We start from the raw sequence: 18,350 nt of genomic DNA, 5'->3' as shown, positions 1-18,350 counted from the left end.
TCAAGGGTAATGTCCCTGCTTATACCCCTTGGCGTGTGAAGCGCTTGTCGAGAAGCAGTGCGATGATTTCGGCCGCACCGGCTGTCGCTCCGATTAACCAGATCTCGCCGCCACCGATGATGGCTGCTCCGATAGCGCTTCCGATCGAGAAGCCGAGATACATGGTCGATGTATTCAGCGAGAGAGATACCGACGCTTGTGATGGCGACGAGGCATGGATGAGGCGTGCCATCTGCGCAGGGAAAAAGGACCAGACGCTGAAGCCCCAGACGGCGATCGCTACGAGCGCGGGCACCAGTGCGGCTGTTGGTGTGAGATTTGTCACGCCCGCAAGAGCGATGAATGAGGCTGCCAACAGGGCAAGCGAAACCATCGCGACCTTACGGGAGCCAAATCGGTCGTTAAGCGTTCCGCCAGTGGTAACGCCGACCGCGGCCGCGATTCCCCACATCGAGACGGTTGCTGCAACGCCCGTCACCCCGAAGTCGAGCACCGAATTCAGATAGGGCGCGATGTAAGGGTAGGCGGTGTAGGCACCCAGCGACCAGAACAGCGTCACTGCAAGCAATTTCAGGATCGCTGGCTGACGAACGACGTTGACCCTTTCAGCCAGGCTTGCGACCGCCATGCCGTCTCCCACCTGCCGGCGTATGCCCGCCAGGATTCCGACGATAGCAACAACGCCCATGACCGCGACAGCGAGGAACGTGGCGCGCCAACCGAACGCATGACCCACAACAGCGCCAAGAGGGAGGCCAAGGGCAATCGCAATGGTCATCCCGCCACTCACGATCGCAAGCGCGCGACCGCGTCTATGAGGCCCTGCGATGGCACCCGCGAGGGCATTGGCGCTAGGGACGTAAAGGCCCGAAGCGACTGCCATCAGGATGCGTGCGACTAGCAAGGTGCTGAAGGTGGAAGAGAATGCGGCCGCGAGGTTGCCGATCGTGAACAGCGTCATCGCCACAATCAATGTGTCGCGACGGTTCAGGCGTCCAGTGGCAACCGTCGTAATCGGCGAACTGATGGCCAGGACCAGTGTGAATACGACGACCAACATCGCGGTGGTCGAAATGGTCATTCCCAGATCGTCGGCGATGGTCGGTAATAGCGGGGCGATCATGAACCCTTCGGTGCCGATCGCGAAAGTACCGAGGGCGAGGAAGTAGGCAGGAACCAGGGACGGTGCCGGCGCGTCCTCGTCGTGTGGGACGGCGTCACCGGACAACTTGTTGTCTTTGACTTTCAGTCGATTTGACATGACGAATTCCTCGCGAGATCTGCCTCCCGGTTTGTGGCCAGGAGGCAGTGCCGCGATTTTGAGGGCTTAGACTGGGATCGGGTTTGCGGCCAGGGATTCATTGAACCCATGGACGAAAGCATGTTCGTTGGCACCTGGGTTGTCACGAAGAGACGCGATTTCCTCGACGTAGACTTCGGGGGCGTCTGTCTCGAGGCCCTTCATCGTCTTCGCGATGTAGACATCCAGCGGCATGGCACGCGGATCGCCGCTCTTCTTGACCAGATCCGTATCGACCCACGGCGGAGCGATTTCCTGGACCTTTACGTTGGTGTCACGAAGCATGAAGCGCTGGGAAAGCGAGTAGGAATGAAGGGCCGCCTTCGTGGCAGAGTAGACCGCGTTCGACGCTAGCGGCACGAACGCGAGTACCGACGTGTTGTTGATGATGGTGGCATGCGGCTGCGCCTTCAGATGCTCGACGAGAGCCGAGGTCATGCGGATGGGACCGAGCAGATTCGTGTCGATGATGTTTCGCGATACCTTGTCGTCAACGAGGCCAGAGGCGTCGTCAAACGGCATGATGCCTGCGTTGTTAATCAGGACGTTCAGCTTAGGATACTCGGCGATGAGCTTCTTGGCGACGCGATCGATGTCGGCGAAATCGCTGATGTCGAGTTCGACGGTGTCGATGCCCGGGTTCGCGGCGGCTACTTCGTCGAGCAGCGACTTGCGACGGCCGGCGATAATGACCTTGTTCCCGAGTTTGTGGAATGCTTCCGCCAGGCCGCGCCCGATGCCGGAAGTGCCGCCTGTGATGAATATGGTGTTACCTGTCGTTTTCATGGATCGCTCCTTTTCGTTGAGACGCCGCTATCTCTAGGCGTATCGGCTCGGTTCCGATTGGAGGATCATGTCCCAAAATGCGATCGTCTCAAATGTCGAGGAAACGGCGTTTTAGGACATTAACTTGTCATGGAGGTTTGGGGTTAGCTGGGCGACTTTCGTCGGCTTCGCGGTCTCGATCGCAACGCCCCGACTGTCGGAGCGCTTGATCGCTACTTGTTGGGAATACGCCCATTGATGGGGTTCAACGGCACGTCAAAAGGCGAGCGAACGCCACTGCGGCCGTGGCGCAAAAGTTGTCCAACGAGGCGCTGTCGGGGTAGAATTTCGTTTTCAGCATTTTACCGCTACACATTTGAGCAAGCATAGCCACGCTGGAAAGTTGGGCGTCTTTTTTTGACCTCGGAGCAAAGTCGTAGCGCTTGTTATCGATAGTGACGAAGTTGTCCTTTCCGCCGGTTTCAGTAGTGAGGAACTGAATGCTCGGCAGGTTGCCCGGTGAAACGGAAAACCTAAACTCTGTGTCGATTGCACTGTTGCGGATCTTGCACTGCCTTCCATCGTCGGTGCTGCACTGGATTGGCCAGTCAGCGGTGGGGGGCACTCCGAAACCAAAGCCCTTAACGCAGGTCTCGGTGTCGGAATCCATCGGTGGTGAAAGCACAGTAGTGACACCAGAACGGAAGAGATACACCGGGGAGCCTTGTGTAAGGTCAACCCGAAACCCGTTATAGGGGTCGTTGTTTCCTCTGTATTCGCCAAGTTCTAACGATCCACACGTGGCTCGAACGCCAGCTCCGACGACCGGGTTGCTCGGGAATACCGCAAGAAGGCAGTCCGTGTTTGTGACTTCTTTTCCCTCGAGCAGAGCACCGGTACGGAAGCCGCTGATGGAGGAAAGCTTAGCGTCCTTGATGAGCTTAACGTCGTTGTGCTCCCAGTCGCCCGAGTACACATCAGAATACTCAACATCGACGGCCTCAAGATCGCCAACTTTGAAGCTGTAACCTACAGGCCCGAGCGATCTACTCAGGCTTCCCGGCAAATTGATTGTGCCTTCGTAGTGGCTCTGTGCTCCCCCGTAGAGCGTACCGTCGACCTCCACGAATCTGAAAAACAAGTCACACGTCCCCACACCGTTGGATAATTCACACCTGCTGCCGCATTGGTCGCCAACGCAATCGACAGGGTCGGCGTAAAGCGTGCCATTCCAGGTCGGCTGGCTAGCCTTTATTTCGCCGTTGTAGATCCACCGCGCGACCCCAGGGCCATGGTCCTTCCGGTAGTCCGGAGTCTCGTCATAATATTGCAGCGCTTCGTAGATTATGGACCCGTTGTCAGCGTGAATTGTACCATCACATTCCCGCTCTGCGCTGTAGTATGTAATATAGCCTGCCCAATGCGGTTGAGGGCTGTCGACGTAGTAGTCGAGTGGGGTTGCGAAGCAACCCGTGAACGGGAGTGATCGGCGTCCCTTGCGAATTGCGGTAATTTTGTAATCGTACAATTCATTGCTAAGGAGACCATCAATAGTCACTGTACCTAGTTGGCCCTCTGCACGTTTTGTGGTGTGAAAGTTTCCCCCTTCGCGACTGCTCACCTCAACTTCCATGGCAACGTCTTTGAAGACGTTCTTGTCCCAAAGTATTTGACGCTCATACGTCGCGATCGGTGCGATCATGCCCTTGGACCTTCGGTCCCGTATCAGCCCCAATCCGTTGTTTTTGTCTTCGTCCTGCCGAACGCTTGGTCCTTTGCTCTCAGTTAGAACTTCAAACGACCCATCGTCATGGCGGACTACGTTTACGGGGGAGTCTTTGGGTTTGGTGGCCGCCGCAGCGGCGGAGATTGACGCCGTTGTAACTGGGTCGGAATTTTGGGATCCGGCACCAGAGCTGCTGACTTTAACGCCCTTTGGAGCATCAACGGTTATTGGCGGTCCAAACCAAACGTCAAGCCAGACCGGATACCCGGTCCCAATGTAGATCAATATGGTGAGGAAAAGCGCGACGATACCTGCGAGAGCGCTGATTATTAGAACAGCACCCACCCACTGCCACAATTTCTCCTTCCGCTCTGCTATCCAGACCAGACCCAAAACTACTAGACAAAGGACGACAACGACCACGATCGAAATTATCGCCGGGCCCATGCCTCCTCTTGTGATCGTAAGAAAAGCAGAGGCCAGCGTTATAAGGATCAGGACGCCGTATGCGGTCCTCCTAATCGCGGGATGCGCTTTGATCCATGCATCCTCTTCTGGTCGGTTCGTATTCGAAGGAGGTAACTTTGGTTTACCTGATGTCATCTCGCGTTCCACCCCATTCCATAACAACGCCTAATGCGAGCGCGAAAAATCCCGCCAATCTATATGAGCAGAATTCCAAGAAGCCTGCAGTCTGTCGCTGGTCCGATAAGGTCGCGATACTGGGTCGGGTGTGTAGTCGACTTTTCACTTCACTCCGCTATCGCGTGTAAAAAGAAAATCGAGTCCTGCTTCAGTCCACTATCGCTTAAATATGCTGGGTTGTATCCGCATTTAATGCTCTTAAATCTGAAATGTGCAGTAGAAAATGGAGATATCGGAAATCAGGGTATCAAGTGTTTCTGCCAAGCGATCCGCCTGACAGGTGCCGCATGTCGTTATTATTGTATTCGTAAATAAAGCGAACTTGTTCTGTAATATTCCTGCGTACGAAATGTTTTCGGTTGAGTAGCGATACGATTGAGGCAATATGCCACATTTGAGCGTGAGATAAGCGCGGTGTTGCTGGAGGACTTTATTTTATTCCGTTTGTTTTCGAGGTGGCCAACTAAACATAGGCAACGCTTCCACCGAAATTTCGCGCAACGCGGCGGTCGACAATATTGTCGAGCGCACGCATTCCTGGCTCGAACGCAATGAAAGCAGACAACGGCTGTGTGATCCCAAGGACGACGAAGGTTACAGCCCGCGATCCCGACAACCGTGACGGCGCTGTCGGATCTCATCGACATGCCAGAGATGACAACCGTCTACGTCAGTCGTATTCGGCCTCGATTGTCACGTGCCCGCGTCCTCAAGCTCCGAGCCGCCGATCATCTTCAAAGTCCGGCGGATCATCTGCGGCGGCTGGCCGAAAGACCGAAGGAACGCGCGACGCATGCGATCACGATCCGCAAACCCGGTGTCGCGTGCCACGATTTCGACCGGATGGGTTCCATCTTCCAGCATGGCTCTCGCCGCCTCGAGCCGCAGGCGCTCGACGGCCTTCGCCGGGGAATGTCCCGTTTCCTCGCGGAATAGTCGGCTGAACTGACGCGGGCTCAGGTTCGCGCTGTCGGCAAGCTCTTCTACGCTCAACGGATTGCGGAGATGTTCCTTGGCGTACACAAGTGCCTTGCGGATGCGATCCGATCGCGGTTCGAGTTCGAGGAGCGCCGAAAACTGCGACTGTCCTCCGGGTCGTCTGTGATAGACGACGAGCTTGCGAGCGATCGACTTGGACAGCGCCGCCCCGTGGTCGTCCTCGATTAGGGCCAAGGTCAGGTCGATAGCGGCGCTCATTCCTGCCGACGTCCAGATATTCTCGTCGTGGACGAAGATGCGATCCTCGTCCACATGGATCCGCGGGAACTTACGCTGAAGGTCGCGCGCGTGCGCCCAGTGCGTCGTGGCGAGCCTACCGTCGAGTAGACCCGCTTCGGCCAAGAGGAATGCGCCCGTGCAGACCCCGGCAACGCGTCTGCATTCCGTGGCGGCGTTGACGATGTACTCCCGAAGTGCCGGAGAGGGGACATGCGGAACGAGTTCGCCCACGATCATCAATGTGTCGGGATATTCTTCGAGCTTCCCGGTTTGGATGCCGATGTTCAGGGAGGATCGCACGGTGCCCCCGTTCTCGGACATCACAGTAAGCTTGTATGCCTGTTCGCCCAGTTCCTGGTTTGCGAACTCGAACGCGGACAGTGCAGCCAGTCCCATGACCTGGAAACCGTCTTCGAGAATGAAACCGACGCTGCGCATAGCCTCGATGCTCCTGCTATTTCAAATTGACGCTAAATGCGGCACTGCCGGCGCTGCTTCCATTCGGAAGCGCCGGCAGTCTAATTCAATATGGTCCGGCGGAGCCGCTATTTCCATCGCGTGGCGTTCGCCGCGCGATGGCTTCGATTGCAGCAGATCACTCTGCGGCCTGTTTTGTCTCCAGCTCCCACTCATCCTCGTTGTGCGTCCGCGGGACGTAGCGCGATCGCAGAAGAACGTAAAACACAGGGGTCAGGAACAGCCCGAACAGCGTAACGCCGATCATGCCGCTGAACACAGCGGTACCGAGCGATCGCCGCATTTCGGCTCCCGGGCCCTCGGCGATGGCAAGGGGAAGTACGCCGAAGATGAATGCAAGTGCAGTCATCAGGATCGGGCGCAGGCGCAAATGGCAGGCCTCGATGGCGGCTTCGACCGCGGACTTTCCGGCGTCCTGCGCCTGACGTGCGAATTCCACGATCAGGATGGCATTCTTTGCCGCCAAGCCGATTAGAACGACGAAGCCGATCTGGGTCAGGATATTGTTGTCCATTCCCCGGAGGTAGACGCCAAACAGTGCGCCAAGGACGGCCAGTGGCACGATTAGGATGATGGCCGCGGGAAGAATCCAGCTCTCATATTGCGCCGAAAGTGCCAGGAACACGAAGACCACCGACAATGCGAAGATGTAGACGGCGCTGCCTCCGGCGTGGGTTTCCTGATAGGACAGTTCGGTCCATTCGTACGTTGTACCCGGAGGCAGCGTTTTCGCGGCGAGCTGTTGCATCTTTTCGATTGCCTCGCCCGTCGAGACGCCAGGAGCGGCGTTGCCCTGTAGGGGAACAGAGACGTACATATTGTAGCGCTGAACTAGAGTTGGGCCGCTGGTCTCTCTGATATCCGCCAGCGTGCCCAACGGAACGAGGGCACCCGTTGCGGATTTCACCTTGAGATCGAGCATGTCGTCGCGTTCGAGGCGGAACTGCTTATCTGCCTGGGCACGGACCTGATAGACTCTTCCGAAGGCATTGAAGTCGTTGACGTAGGCAACGCCCAAGTTACTCGACAGGGTGTCGAAAATGTTGGGGATTGGAACGTTCAGATACTGTGCCTTGTCTCTGTCGATATCGAGGAAGTACTCCGGGCTTGATTCCGAAAAGGTGGTGAACACCCCTGTGAGGCCCGGCGTGCGGTTCGCCTCGACCATCATCTGCTGCGCGAGTCCCAGAACGCGGGTCATGTTGGAATTGTCCTGGTCCATGATCTGCATCTTGAAGCCACCCGAATTGCCGATGCCCTGAACCGGAGGAGGGGGGATGGCAATAATGAATGCCTCGTCGACACTTTGAAGGTTTTTATAGAGCGTCTGAATGATCTTTTCCGAAGTATCCCCAGTGGCCAGCCGCTCCTCGAAAGGTTTGAACGGCGTGAAAATCACTCCGGCGTTGGAAGCATTGGTGAAGGTCGCTCCGCTGAAACCTGCAAACTGAACAGCATTGGCGACACCGGGAGTGTTCTTCGCGATGTCCCCTGCCTTCCTGATCACCGCGTCCGTCCGGTCGAGAGAAGCACCTTCGGGAAGCTGGACGACCACGATCGCGTAACCTTGGTCCATGATGGGAATGAACCCGCTCGGCACCTTGGTGTTTAGGAACCAGGTCGCTGCGAGGAGAGCGACGAAGACCACAAGCGCCGAGCCCAGCCCTGTTTTCGAACTGACAATGGTCCGGACGATCGAGGAGTAGCCGGAACTGAGCTTGTCGAAACAATGGTTGAAGATGTCGGCGCACCATTTCCCGAACTTCGCCGCAGGGTTGGTCTTCGCCTCCGAGTGATTGTGGGGGCGAAGAACGATCGCGGAGATGGCCGGAGACAGCGTCAGTGAGTTCAGCGCCGAGATCGCAGTCGCGATTGAGATCGTCACCGCGAATTGTCTGTAGAACTGACCGGAAATTCCGGGGATGAAGGCTGTAGGTACGAATACGGCGATGAGGACGAGCGAGATGGCAATGACCGCTGTGCCCACTTCGTCCATCGTCACGTGCGCTGCCCTGCGGGGTGACATGCCGCTTGCGAGATTGCGTTCCACGTTCTCGACAACGACAATCGCATCGTCCACGACGATCCCGATCGCAAGCACAAGCCCGAAGAGCGTCAGCATATTCAGTGACATGCCGAATGCAGCGAGGAAGGCGAACGTACCGACAAGTGAAACCGGGATTGCGATGATCGGGACGATCGCGGTTCTCCAGGACTGCAGGAATATGAGCACGACGACAGCAACGAGTACGATCGCTTCTCCGATAGTCCGGTAGACCTCGCTGATAGAATCCGAGACGAATGCCGTCGTGTCATAGATAATGCGGTACTCCAATCCGGGCGGGAACTGGCCGGAGAGGTCTTTCATGATGGACTTGATCTGCGCGGCTGTCTCCAACGCGTTCGTACCGGGCCGCGCGAAGATGCCCATGCCGACCGCTGGCTGGTTGTTGACGTAGGAGTTTGTCACGTAGTCGCGCGCGCCGAGCTCGATTCTGGCGACGTCTTCGAGTTTGACGAGTCTGCCGTCGGCGGTCGACTTGACGATGACATAGCGGAACTGCCGGGCATCCTGAAAGCGTCCGTCCGTTCGTACGGTATATTGGAACGGGTTCTCTCGGGCTGTGGGAGGAGCTCCGATCGAACCGCCGGAAACCTGGACGTTTTGATCACGCAGTGCACTCACGACGTCGGTGGCGGTCATTCCGTAGGACGACAGCTTCTCGGGATCGAGCCAGATGCGCATCGAATACTGCCGCTCGCCGAAAATCTGGATGTCTCCCACGCCCTGTAGGCGGACGAGCACGTCCCTGACGCGGTTTCGCGCGTAATTGGACGTGTAAAGCTGGTCGTAGCGGCCGTTCGGCGAGAGCAAATGCACGACCATGAGAAGGTCGGGTGAGCTCTTGGTCGTCGTGACGCCGAGGCGCTGCACTTCCTGGGGCAATCGGGGAAGGGCGACTGCCACTCGGTTTTGCACGAGAACCTGGGCTTTGTCGAGATCGGTGCCCAGAGCGAATGTAATCGTCAGCGTCATTGCGCCGTCCGCACTCGAATAGGACGACATGTAGAGCATGTCTTCGACGCCGTTCACCTCTTGCTCGATCGGCGTCGATACGGTGTCAGCGATCGTCTGAGAGTCGGCTCCCGGGTAGGAAGTTCTGACGACGATCGTCGGAGGCGCGATTTCGGGATACTGTGAGACTGGGAGCTCGAAGTAGGCGATCGTTCCCACAATCATCAGCACAAGCGAGATGACGCAGGCGAAAATTGGTCGGGAAATGAAGAAGTGTGCGAATCTCATTGACCTACCTCCGATACCGAGGCGCTCTCCGGTGCGGAGGCGACAGGGTCCTTGTTCTCAGCCGGTAGCGTCGTTTCCTTGGGATCGACCTTCATGCCGGGGCGCACCCGCACAACGCCTCGCACGACAATGGACTCGCTTCCGTCGAGGCCGCTGCGAACGACACGGTAGCCGAATATCCGGGGGCCGGGCCTGATGGCCTTTGTGCTGACCGTGTTGTCCTTTCCGACAACGAAAACGACACGTTCATCCTGGTCAGAACTGATAGCTTCGTCCGGGATGAGAACAGCCTGATAGGAATTCGACCCCTCTAGCTCGACCCTGCCGAACAGTCCTGGCTGAAGCGCGAAGTCAGGGTTTGCGAACCGAGCGCGGGCGCGAAGGGTACCCGTCTGGGGATCGACCCGGTTTTCGGCAAAGTCCAGAGTTCCTTCGAATCTGGTATGGTCTCGGTCACCCAGGGTGACGGAGACCTTCAGTCCACCACCACCACTCTGCAGGACTTCCCCGTTCTTGCGGGCTGTCTCGGCGTAGTTCAGCAGCCGACGCTCGTCGATGTCGAAATAGAAATCGATCGGATCCAGCATGACGATAGAAGTCAGAACCGTCTGGTCGGCCTGGACAAGATTGCCCACCGAAATCTGGTGACGGTCGATACGTCCACCGAGAGGAGCGGTAATACGGCTGTATGTGAGGTCGAGGTTCGCACGGTCGAGCGTCGCCTGCGAGCCTTGGACATTCGCTTGCGCCGAATCCAGCTCGCGGCGACGGTCATCGAGCGTGGATATCGTCTGACTTCCGGATTTCACCAACGAATTGACGCGATCGAACTGCGCTTGGGCGTAGGTGAGGCCCGCAGTGGCAACGGCGAGGTTAGCTCGTGCTTGGTTCAATGCTGTCAAGAACGGGCGCTGGTCGATCTCGAAGAGCTGGTCACCTTCCTTTACGAGCTGACCGTCTTTGAAGTTGATTGCCTGTAGGTATCCGCCGACACGCGCGCGGATTTGAACTTCCTCAGCAGCCTGGAAGCGGCCGATGAATTCGTCGCGGTCGACGACATCACGCATCACGGGTTTGGCCACGACAACCTGAGGCGCGGGACTTGTTTCCTGAGCAAGTCCGACCGAGGTCAACGAGGCGCTGCAAGCGAGAAGCCAGAGTGAAAATGGGATCGAGCGATACTTCATCAAAGCCCCCGTGGTGTTGCGGAAATGCGTGTGACTGGCCCAAGGCCGACAGTGACGCGCTTAAGAACAAATGCCGGAGACGTGCGGGAAACGATTGTAAGATCGGTGCCCCCTAGCGGAACCCGATCGTGCAATATCGGTGGCGGAGTGGTTGATAGAAAACCTCCGACGCAAAAGGAGTTGCGAACGATGAATAAGAAGTTTGAGCTCAGCGAAGAGCCTGTTCGGGACGGTGTCGAGACTCTGCCCGAGTTGTCGGATATCGCTCTCGAAGTGGAAGAAGCGCCTGCGTCCACAGCGGACGCACTTCTCGATGAAGCGCTCCAGGAAAGTTTCCCTGCGAGCGATCCTCCGGCGTCCGGAAAAATGGAATGACGAACGGCTAGGGCGCTGCCCGAGCTTCAGTTCCCGTCGAATGTCTTTGATGGCAAGCAAGCCATGCAAGGCCCGCTCACGCATTGAGAAGGGACGTACTATGGACAGCGGTTCCCGTGACTATCAGAGGTTTCCGACGCTGACGCCCTTGCAGGTCGAAACCGCCCGCAGGTTCGCCAGCGCGGGGCCGCTTGAGTTCGCGCCCGGCCAGGAAATATTTCCAGTCGGTGAGCGGAATGCGCCAGCCTACCTTGTTCTCGAAGGGCAGATCGATGCGTTCCGGCATGACGGTTTTCGCGGTGATCAGGATGTCGCCGCACACAAGGCGGGTCAGTTTTCAGGCGAAATAAACCAGTTGTCCGGCCGCCCGGCTTTGTCGGGGCTTAGGAGCGGACCCGACGGGTGTGTTGCAGTTGCTTTCGACGCTTCACACCTTCGCGCACTGATAATCGGGTCCGCGGAAGTCGGCGAGACTGTCATGCGCGCTTATATCCTTCGCCGAGTTGCTTACCTCGACGCCGGCGTAGGCGGCTCTATCCTCGTCGGGGCATCGGGCGATCCTTCGCTCATGCGCCTTCAAGGATTTCTATCCAGCAACGGATATCCCCACACGGTCCTTGACGCCAAGTCGGACGAGGAAGGGCTCGTCCTCGTCGAGCGCCTCGGAATATCGGCGGATGAATTGCCGCTAATGATCTGCCCAAGCGGCACCGTGCTTAGAAATCCTACGGATGGAGAGGCGGCCGCTTGTCTCGGGATCATGCCGGAACTCGATCCGGATACCCTATACGACGTTGCGATCGTGGGTGCAGGGCCGGCAGGCCTCGCGACCTCGGTGTATGCGGCTTCCGAGGGTCTACGGTCTATCGTTATCGACGAACGCGCGATCGGCGGACAGGCGGGAAGTTCGTCCCGTATCGAGAACTACCTCGGTTTCCCGACCGGGATTTCCGGGGCGGCACTTGCGGGTCGTGCCTTCAGCCAGGCACTCAAGTTCGGTGTAGAGGTTGCGCTTCCGCTGAAGGTCAGGGAACTTACGGCTCCCGAGACGTCTCGCGCGAGGTCGGCACCCATATCCCTTACGCTTGAGGACGGGCAGTCAATTCGCGCGAAGGCGCTTGTGATCGCATCCGGTGCCCGGTATCGCACGCCCGAGATCCAAGGCTTGCCGGAGATTCAGGATAGCACCGTTTCTTATTGGGCATCCGCGCTCGAGGCCAAGCTTTGCGAGGACTCTGATGTAGCGCTCATAGGAGGCGGTAATTCAGCTGGCCAGGCGGTGGTGTTCCTCGCTCCGCGCGTCAAGCGGCTGCACATGATCCTCCGCCGCGATCTATCCGAGACGATGTCGTCATATCTCATCGAACGAATAGCTGCGCTGCCCAATGTCGAAATACATCGGGGTTGTGAACTGGTATCGGTCAGCAGGGACGACGGGCCGAATGTTTCGGGTGTTCTGCAGCATAAGGCGACGATGGAGACGAGAGACTGCGATTTCAGTCACCTCTTTCTGTTCGCCGGGGCCGACCCCAACACGAATTGGACAGGCGGCAAAATCGACACCGACAACAGCGGTTTTGTGCTCACAGGACGGGTGTTTGACGAAGAAGTGGCTTCATCTGTCGGAAGACAATCGCTCGCTCTGGAAACAAGCATACCCAACATCTTCGCGATCGGCGACGTTCGTGCCGGCTCCACTAAGAGGGTGGCGGCGGCAGTGGGTGAGGGGGCCGCGGTAGTCAGTCAGATTCACCAGGCGCTGAAGTTACTGGACGCGATGGCTTAGGCCGCGAAGGCGGTCTCGGTATATTGCCTTCAGTCGAGGCTTGGATCCTCAAGAAGGGCATAACAGCTACGAGAGCTCTCGGTGCGCGACGCACCGCGAGCGATTTTGTGCAAATCAGGTTTCTCACTGCCGCGGCACTAGCGCAACAAAGTGTGGGTTATCTGATGCGTGAGCAACCCTCCCCATCCCCACGCGACATAGGTGACTAAGATCGCCAATAGCGCTCCGGATACCGCGTTCAGAGGTATCGATGGCGAACGGGAAAGTTCGGTCTCAAGGCTGTTTGGCTCGAAAATCGAGGGAAGAGGCGTTTCGGCGACTGGAATTAGCGCTCTTCTTAGTGCGTCAGCATGGCGTTCATATGTGCCGATGCGTTGCGCCGATGACAGATCGTTGAAGAGGTGTTTTCTGACAGCCAGTCTTCGCTCTTCGGAAAGCGAGTGGTCGATGTACAGCTGGATCTCGATCTCGGTGATGTCTGGCATCTTATTTGATCCTCTCAAGGTGCGCTCTCTTGTGGGCACCCGTGCGTAACGGAAGCTCGACGATCTCCCTCAAACGCTCTCTCGCGAGAGGCAGTTCGTTTATGACGAAGCTGTCGGGAACACCCAAGGCGTTCGCGACATCGTGAAAGGAAAGCTGTTCGACGGATGTGAGCAAGATCATACTCCTGTCGAGTGTCCGCAACCGGCGGAGGGCACGTACGATTACGGCGTCGTTCTCCAGCGTCGATTTGCTGTCGAACCCATCGCATATAGCGACACCGCTTTGCGCGAGACTATGGATCAATCCGAAGCCTTCGATCTTAACGTTATCGAGGCCGAGCATCCATCGCGCCCTCAGCTTCTTTAGTGCGCTCAAAACCAGAGCATCAGCCGATTCTATATCCGCTGCATGCCCGCTCGCGAACCTTCGAAAAGCCGGAACATGCTGCAACGCATTTCTCGTGAACTCTCTCATGGTCGCGAACAGTCAACAATTCAGGTCTAGTTGGGGGGCTAAAAACTTCGGGGCACTCAGTGACACCAGCGAGCCGTGCCGGCGGCAAAGGCGCGGGTTGTTGCCCGCGCCTGCTACTTTACGAAAGACGGATATCGGAGAGATCGATCGAGACGACCAGAGGCTCCGCCATCGATTTTCCGTCCGGCTGTCGGGGGAAGATGCGACGCTCCGTGGGGAACATAAGCCCCTGAAACTCCTTATAGCCGCCAATGTAATGTGCACCGGGCGTATTTCCGGCAATCTCGACGTCATAGTCGTGCCGCTTGAGGAGGCCGTTGTCGTCCACATAGAGTGTCTGCACGGTGCTGTGTGTGGCGATACTCGAGGGGAACGTGACCTTCAACCGCTGCCAAGTCTCGCCGTTCTCCACCCACTCGCCGATTTCTTCCGTTTCGACGCCGGGCGCAGCAAGGAGAAATGGCATGTTCAGATATGTCCACATGGCAATGCCCGCGAAATACGCAAGCTGCGGGTCGGACCAAGGAGTTTCCAACGTGTGGCCGGCGAAGGACGAGCGTGGATCCTTGAGCTCTTCGACAACCTTTCCCTGTGCATCTTTGATCTGGACCAGTTTCGGCTCAAACCGTGTCACCTTGCCATCGGCGCTGAAAGGGTCGTGAGAAGTCCACTCCTCACCGAGACCGACCGCCACGTTGGTTTCATCGAGCTGGCCGGGGTGTCCTTTAAGGGGCCACAAAACGCCACCTTGCTTCAGATGTGCCGTGAGGCGTGTGTACTTCTTCCAATTCTCCAAGCCGCCATGAGCGGCAATGATTTTCTCGACGAGGGAGGGCATTTTCGTCTCCGTGGTTGTGTTGTTTAGGTGTTCAGGAAGTGTTGGACGTGGGCGACGAACGTTTCGGGGTATTGGAACAGCGCGCCGTGACCGGAATCCGGGTATAAAACGAGCGTTGCGTTCGGCATGTTTTTGAACATCTCGTACGCGTCGATGGAGGGGAACATCGTGTCGTCGCTGCCGTGGATGATGAGCGTCGGCTGTTTGATCGCTTTCAACGACTTATGGCCGGGGTCTTTGTCCGCGCACCATCCGATGATGGAGGCGGCTTGCGGATTGCTCACGGATTCCTGGCTCTCCGGATCGCGCTGATCCGTACGGACAGTGGCGCGGTCGATGAATGCCTGGCCCGCAGTCTGGCTTTCCTTCGAAGGCGTGAAGAACAGCGGAAGGCGAACGTCATCGGCGTTTTGAGCGAAGGCTTCCTCGACGACCTGCATCAAGTGTTCCTCGCCACCCTTGGGCGCAGTGCCGGCAAGGATGATTTTGCGAACCTTGACGGCTGGTCGAGCGGCCATCAGCTGCGCCACGAAACCGCCAAGGGAAAAGCCGAGGAGATCGACCTTCTCGAAGCCAAGCGCTGCAATGAAGCTCTCGGCGTCGGTTGTCATCTGGTCGACGTTATCAGGCGTCTTGCCTCCGGATGTGCCGACACCCGCGTTGTTGAAAACGATAACAGGGCGATCCGCGGCTAGAGCATTCACAACGGCCGGATCCCACGAATCCATTGTTCCGGTAAAATGCTGCAGGAGAATTAGCGGGGTTCCGGTTGCGGTTCCCAGCCGGCGGTACGCGTAGCGAACCCCGTATGCCTCGACATATCTTGTTTCGGCTTCTTCGAGCTTGACGGACATCGTGCATCCTTTCCTTGAAATCGCGTCCCTGGTGGTGCGAAGGAAAGTGCCGATTAAGGTGCCGTTACGCGAGTTAATCAGTGTTAAGTTGAATTACGGATAGCCGCTCGACAACGGTCGGCACCGAGCTAGGAAGCGGAATCGCTCTCGAAGGTTAGACCGTTGCGGCAAGGGGCCAAACGTACCAGGTCCGTTGCTCGATCGAGATCGGCGGTCTTGCTTCCCGGTTCGAATTTGCCGATTGCGACCTCGATATCATCGACGATACGGGGTTGATCGGAGCGCGGCGATAGCTCGTATTTTGTCATCAGACAGCGTAGTTCCCAGAACGTTGCTGCCATTTTGCGCGCGAGTGTCACCGCATCCGTGGCGATTTTCCTCGCAAGCTCCGGATTTGTCGGAAACTCGGCGATTGCCAACAAGCGAAGTAGCTCAGGACGACACCAACCGGCGTCACCCTGGAGGGCACGCTCGATGTGGGTTTTCCGAGCGCGCTCACCGGCGATGACAATGTAGTATTCCAGCCTTAGCGCCGCTGCAACGGAGAGCTCCTTCTCCAGGCCGCTAAGATTGTCATCGCCAAATAGCCCGTTCCGATAGGAAGAAATCCACTGCTGCCAACGGATGAGCCTCTGCTGTTTTGCTAGGCCTTCTGCTTTGTCGATATATTCAGCCGCTTGGCGAGGTCGGCCCGCAAGTGTTGCCATCGGAAAAGCGCTCAGCATCAGGAGAAGGCACGAAGCGATCGAATACCCCAAATCCTCAGCTTCGCGTACCGACGCCTCAAGCCGATCCATCGCGGTGGCGATATTCCCCTCGAAAAAGTCCACGAACACCAGGACCGCTAGGCCGACTATCCGTTGGTCGAAACCAAGTCCGGCATTCGCGGTTCGCCGTAGGGATCCGCTGCCATCGTCAAGTGAGCCCGCTAGCTCGCTTCGTGCATGGACGAAATCACCGTGAAAGAAATAGTTGTGTTCAAGCATACCGCTGAACATATGAGATGGCAGCTGTGGATTTTTTTCGCGCAGCGCAAGTGCGGCGTCGATGGCGTCCCGGTATCTACCGTGCGAGCTGAGGAGGGCCGTTCTCGCGGCGTTTGCCTGGATGCACTTGCCCAGATTCCCGATGTCAGTCGCAATCTCTATCGCGCGGTCAATTTCGTGGAGTGCATCGTCGTCCTTAGAGAGCCCCTGCGCGTGATAGAGCGCGCTTCCTTTGGAATGACGGAGGTCAAGCTCGATTTCCGTACCCTCGTGCTTGGATCCCGGCATGTGTTTAAGGGCTTCGTCGAGAACCTGTATCTGCTCGTTCATCAATCCGAGCTGAATCCAGAGAATCTTGGAATTGGCGGCAAGACGCATTCCCAGTTCGGTAGTTTCTGGCGTCTCAAATGACCAGTGGATCGCGCTTCGAATCTCGTGGATGAGATCGGCATAGAGGCGCATCCAATCGGCGGTAACGAGTGTGGGCCAGTCACGAGCGGCGTTGGCGAGCGCTTTTTCGCAATAGTCCGCGTGGGCCGCATGCAGAACACTGCCTTGAGTGCCTCTTTTGACCTTGTCCAGAGCGTAGCTTCTCGTCGTCTGGAGAAGTCGATATTTGCCGTCGCCGCCGCTAACCGAGAAAAGCGACTTCAAGAACAGGCCGTCAAAAGCTTCGTAGAAATCCTCCTCCGGCATCACGCCCTTGCAGAGCGTCAACGCGGCATCGGTCGAAAACGCGCCGGCGAACATCGCGCAGTATTCAAACAGAAGACGTTCCTTGTCGGTGAGGCTATCAAAGCTCCAATCGAGCGTAGCTCGTAGAGTTTGTTGCCTTGGAGGGGCTGTTCGGCGTCCCCTTCTTAATACCGCTAGAGGGTCACTCAGCGATCCGATGAGATGTGTGAGGCCAAGGTTGGCGACACCGGATGCAGCAAGTTCGATAGCCAGCGGGATGCCGTCGAGACGGCGGACGATAGACGCCGCCGCCGCCAGTGTTTCGGGATTTTTGAAGTCCTCCAACTCGGAAGACAACATTACTCTGTCAACGAACAGCTCTACGGCGGGATACTTCAGCAACGACGATTGCGGACTGTCTTCCGGAGGCACTGGGAGGGACGGTAGCTGCCGTATTCTTTCACCGCCAATGCGCAGGGGTTCGCGGCTTGTGGCAAGCACGCTTACCTTCCTGGCGGTCGCGAGAATTTCTTCGACGATGACAGCCGCCTTAGCGATGACGTGTTCGCAGTTGTCCAACAATAGGAGGAGGTCGCGCCCCGACAAAGCTTCGAGGACCGCATGCTCCGCGTTGTCGACAACGACACTCAGCCCGAGACGGCTGGCCAACGTTGGCGCGATCTGCCTTTCCTCACTCAGAGCGGCAAGATCGATGAACAAAACCTCGCGGCTCGCACTTACGATTTCGGCAGCGGCAAGCGCCACAGAGGTCTTTCCGACGCCACCAGCGCCCGAAATTGTCACCAGACGGTTGGTCGAAAGCAAAGCCGCGGTTTCCGCCACGAATTCGTCTCGACCGATGAGCCTTTCAGTCAGTCGAGGAAAACTTTGTTGCAAAACATGGGGTTTGGCTGCCGGCTGACTGTTCGACTCGACACCGGGGCCCTCGACGGGCATGACGAAAACATAGCCTCTACCCGGCACGTTCTCGATGTATCTTCCGCTAGTCCGGTCGCCGAGCAGTTTTCGCAGGGTGACGAGGTGCACGCGGAGCGCGCCTTCTTCTACAGTCGTGTCCGGCCATACCGCAGCGAGCAAAGTCTCCTTGCTGACCACTTCCCCTGCCGATTTTGCAAGGACGGCCAGTATGTCGAACGCCTTTCCGCCGAGCTGAAGAGCGTTTCCGGATTCCGACAGCTTACGCTGGGCAGTATCCAACTCGAACCGTCCAAACCTTAGTACGGTCATTGGAGA

General features: G+C 57.4%; 13 protein-coding genes. 2 read left to right on the top strand and 11 right to left on the bottom strand.

Annotated features, from left to right (window positions below; genetic code table 11):
* Window positions 1–19: 19 nt before the first annotated feature.
* The 6 genes from LVY75_05135 to LVY75_05110 form a co-directional block, all read right to left on the bottom strand.
* A complete protein-coding gene (locus tag LVY75_05135; GenBank protein XAZ19544.1) occupies window positions 20–1,261 on the bottom strand; it encodes an MFS transporter in 1,242 nt (413 codons plus the stop codon).
* A 66-nt stretch (window positions 1,262–1,327) separates the two neighbouring features.
* A complete protein-coding gene (locus LVY75_05130; protein XAZ19543.1) occupies window positions 1,328–2,086 on the bottom strand; it encodes an SDR family NAD(P)-dependent oxidoreductase in 759 nt (252 codons plus the stop codon).
* Between the two features lie 244 nt (window positions 2,087–2,330).
* Window positions 2,331–4,394, bottom strand: a complete 2,064-nt coding sequence (locus LVY75_05125; GenBank protein XAZ19542.1) for a hypothetical protein — start codon at window positions 4,392–4,394, stop codon at window positions 2,331–2,333.
* Window positions 4,395–5,129: 735 nt separating this feature from the next.
* A complete protein-coding gene (locus LVY75_05120) occupies window positions 5,130–6,092 on the bottom strand; it encodes a GlxA family transcriptional regulator (GenBank protein XAZ19541.1) in 963 nt (320 codons plus the stop codon).
* Window positions 6,093–6,249: 157 nt separating this feature from the next.
* Window positions 6,250–9,435, bottom strand: a complete 3,186-nt coding sequence (locus LVY75_05115) for a multidrug efflux RND transporter permease subunit (protein ID XAZ19540.1) — start codon at window positions 9,433–9,435, stop codon at window positions 6,250–6,252.
* The gene (locus tag LVY75_05110; protein ID XAZ19539.1) at window positions 9,432–10,622 is read right to left on the bottom strand and encodes an efflux RND transporter periplasmic adaptor subunit; all 1,191 of its coding nucleotides are present in this window, start codon (window positions 10,620–10,622) and stop codon (window positions 9,432–9,434) included. The genes LVY75_05115 and LVY75_05110 overlap by 4 nt, the downstream gene beginning before the upstream one ends.
* 189 nt (window positions 10,623–10,811) lie before the next feature.
* Here LVY75_05110 and LVY75_05105 point away from each other — a divergent pair, with 189 nt between their 5' ends.
* The gene (locus tag LVY75_05105) at window positions 10,812–10,997 is read left to right on the top strand and encodes a hypothetical protein (protein ID XAZ19538.1); all 186 of its coding nucleotides are present in this window, start codon (window positions 10,812–10,814) and stop codon (window positions 10,995–10,997) included.
* A gap of 100 nt (window positions 10,998–11,097) precedes the next feature.
* Window positions 11,098–12,783 carry an FAD-dependent oxidoreductase gene (locus tag LVY75_05100; GenBank protein XAZ19537.1) on the top strand — a complete coding sequence of 562 codons (1,686 nt, stop codon included), beginning with the start codon at window positions 11,098–11,100 and terminating at the stop codon, window positions 12,781–12,783.
* Window positions 12,784–12,920: 137 nt separating this feature from the next.
* On the opposite strand, the gene LVY75_05095 is transcribed toward LVY75_05100, so the two are convergent.
* The 5 genes from LVY75_05095 to LVY75_05075 all read right to left on the bottom strand — a co-directional run bounded on the left by LVY75_05095 (window position 12,921) and on the right by LVY75_05075 (window position 18,344).
* The gene (locus LVY75_05095; GenBank protein ID XAZ19536.1) at window positions 12,921–13,268 is read right to left on the bottom strand and encodes a hypothetical protein; all 348 of its coding nucleotides are present in this window, start codon (window positions 13,266–13,268) and stop codon (window positions 12,921–12,923) included.
* Between the two features lies 1 nt (window position 13,269).
* Window positions 13,270–13,719, bottom strand: a complete 450-nt coding sequence (locus LVY75_05090) for a hypothetical protein (GenBank protein XAZ19535.1) — start codon at window positions 13,717–13,719, stop codon at window positions 13,270–13,272.
* Window positions 13,720–13,861: 142 nt separating this feature from the next.
* Window positions 13,862–14,581: a hypothetical protein gene (locus LVY75_05085; protein ID XAZ19534.1), complete on the bottom strand. Its 720-nt coding sequence runs from the start codon at window positions 14,579–14,581 to the stop codon at window positions 13,862–13,864.
* 23 nt (window positions 14,582–14,604) lie between these two features.
* Complete coding sequence (locus LVY75_05080; protein ID XAZ19533.1) at window positions 14,605–15,435, bottom strand: alpha/beta hydrolase; 831 nt, start codon at window positions 15,433–15,435, stop codon at window positions 14,605–14,607.
* Window positions 15,436–15,563: 128 nt separating this feature from the next.
* Window positions 15,564–18,344: a helix-turn-helix transcriptional regulator gene (locus LVY75_05075; protein XAZ19532.1), complete on the bottom strand. Its 2,781-nt coding sequence runs from the start codon at window positions 18,342–18,344 to the stop codon at window positions 15,564–15,566.
* Window positions 18,345–18,350: the final 6 nt, after the last annotated feature.

The sequence above is a fragment of the Sinorhizobium sp. B11 genome, assembly GCA_039725955.1.
Taxonomy (GTDB): Bacteria; Pseudomonadota; Alphaproteobacteria; order Rhizobiales; family Rhizobiaceae; genus Rhizobium.
This window is presented reverse-complemented; position numbering and strand designations above follow the sequence as displayed.

Excerpts from the sequence above, each read along its gene's own strand:
- LVY75_05135 (XAZ19544.1), bottom strand. The coding sequence starts at position 1,261 with ATGTCAAATCGACTGAAAGTCAAAGACAACAAGTTGTCCGGTGACGCC.
- LVY75_05130 (XAZ19543.1), bottom strand. The coding sequence starts at position 2,086 with ATGAAAACGACAGGTAACACCATATTCATCACAGGCGGCACTTCCGGC.
- LVY75_05125 (XAZ19542.1), bottom strand. The coding sequence starts at position 4,394 with ATGACATCAGGTAAACCAAAGTTACCTCCTTCGAATACGAACCGACCA.
- LVY75_05120 (XAZ19541.1), bottom strand. The coding sequence starts at position 6,092 with ATGCGCAGCGTCGGTTTCATTCTCGAAGACGGTTTCCAGGTCATGGGA.
- LVY75_05115 (XAZ19540.1), bottom strand. The coding sequence starts at position 9,435 with ATGAGATTCGCACACTTCTTCATTTCCCGACCAATTTTCGCCTGCGTC.
- LVY75_05110 (XAZ19539.1), bottom strand. The coding sequence starts at position 10,622 with ATGAAGTATCGCTCGATCCCATTTTCACTCTGGCTTCTCGCTTGCAGC.
- LVY75_05105 (XAZ19538.1), top strand. The coding sequence starts at position 10,812 with ATGAATAAGAAGTTTGAGCTCAGCGAAGAGCCTGTTCGGGACGGTGTC.
- LVY75_05100 (XAZ19537.1), top strand. The coding sequence starts at position 11,098 with ATGGACAGCGGTTCCCGTGACTATCAGAGGTTTCCGACGCTGACGCCC.
- LVY75_05095 (XAZ19536.1), bottom strand. The coding sequence starts at position 13,268 with ATGCCAGACATCACCGAGATCGAGATCCAGCTGTACATCGACCACTCG.
- LVY75_05085 (XAZ19534.1), bottom strand. The coding sequence starts at position 14,581 with ATGCCCTCCCTCGTCGAGAAAATCATTGCCGCTCATGGCGGCTTGGAG.
- LVY75_05080 (XAZ19533.1), bottom strand. The coding sequence starts at position 15,435 with ATGTCCGTCAAGCTCGAAGAAGCCGAAACAAGATATGTCGAGGCATAC.
- LVY75_05075 (XAZ19532.1), bottom strand. The coding sequence starts at position 18,344 with ATGACCGTACTAAGGTTTGGACGGTTCGAGTTGGATACTGCCCAGCGT.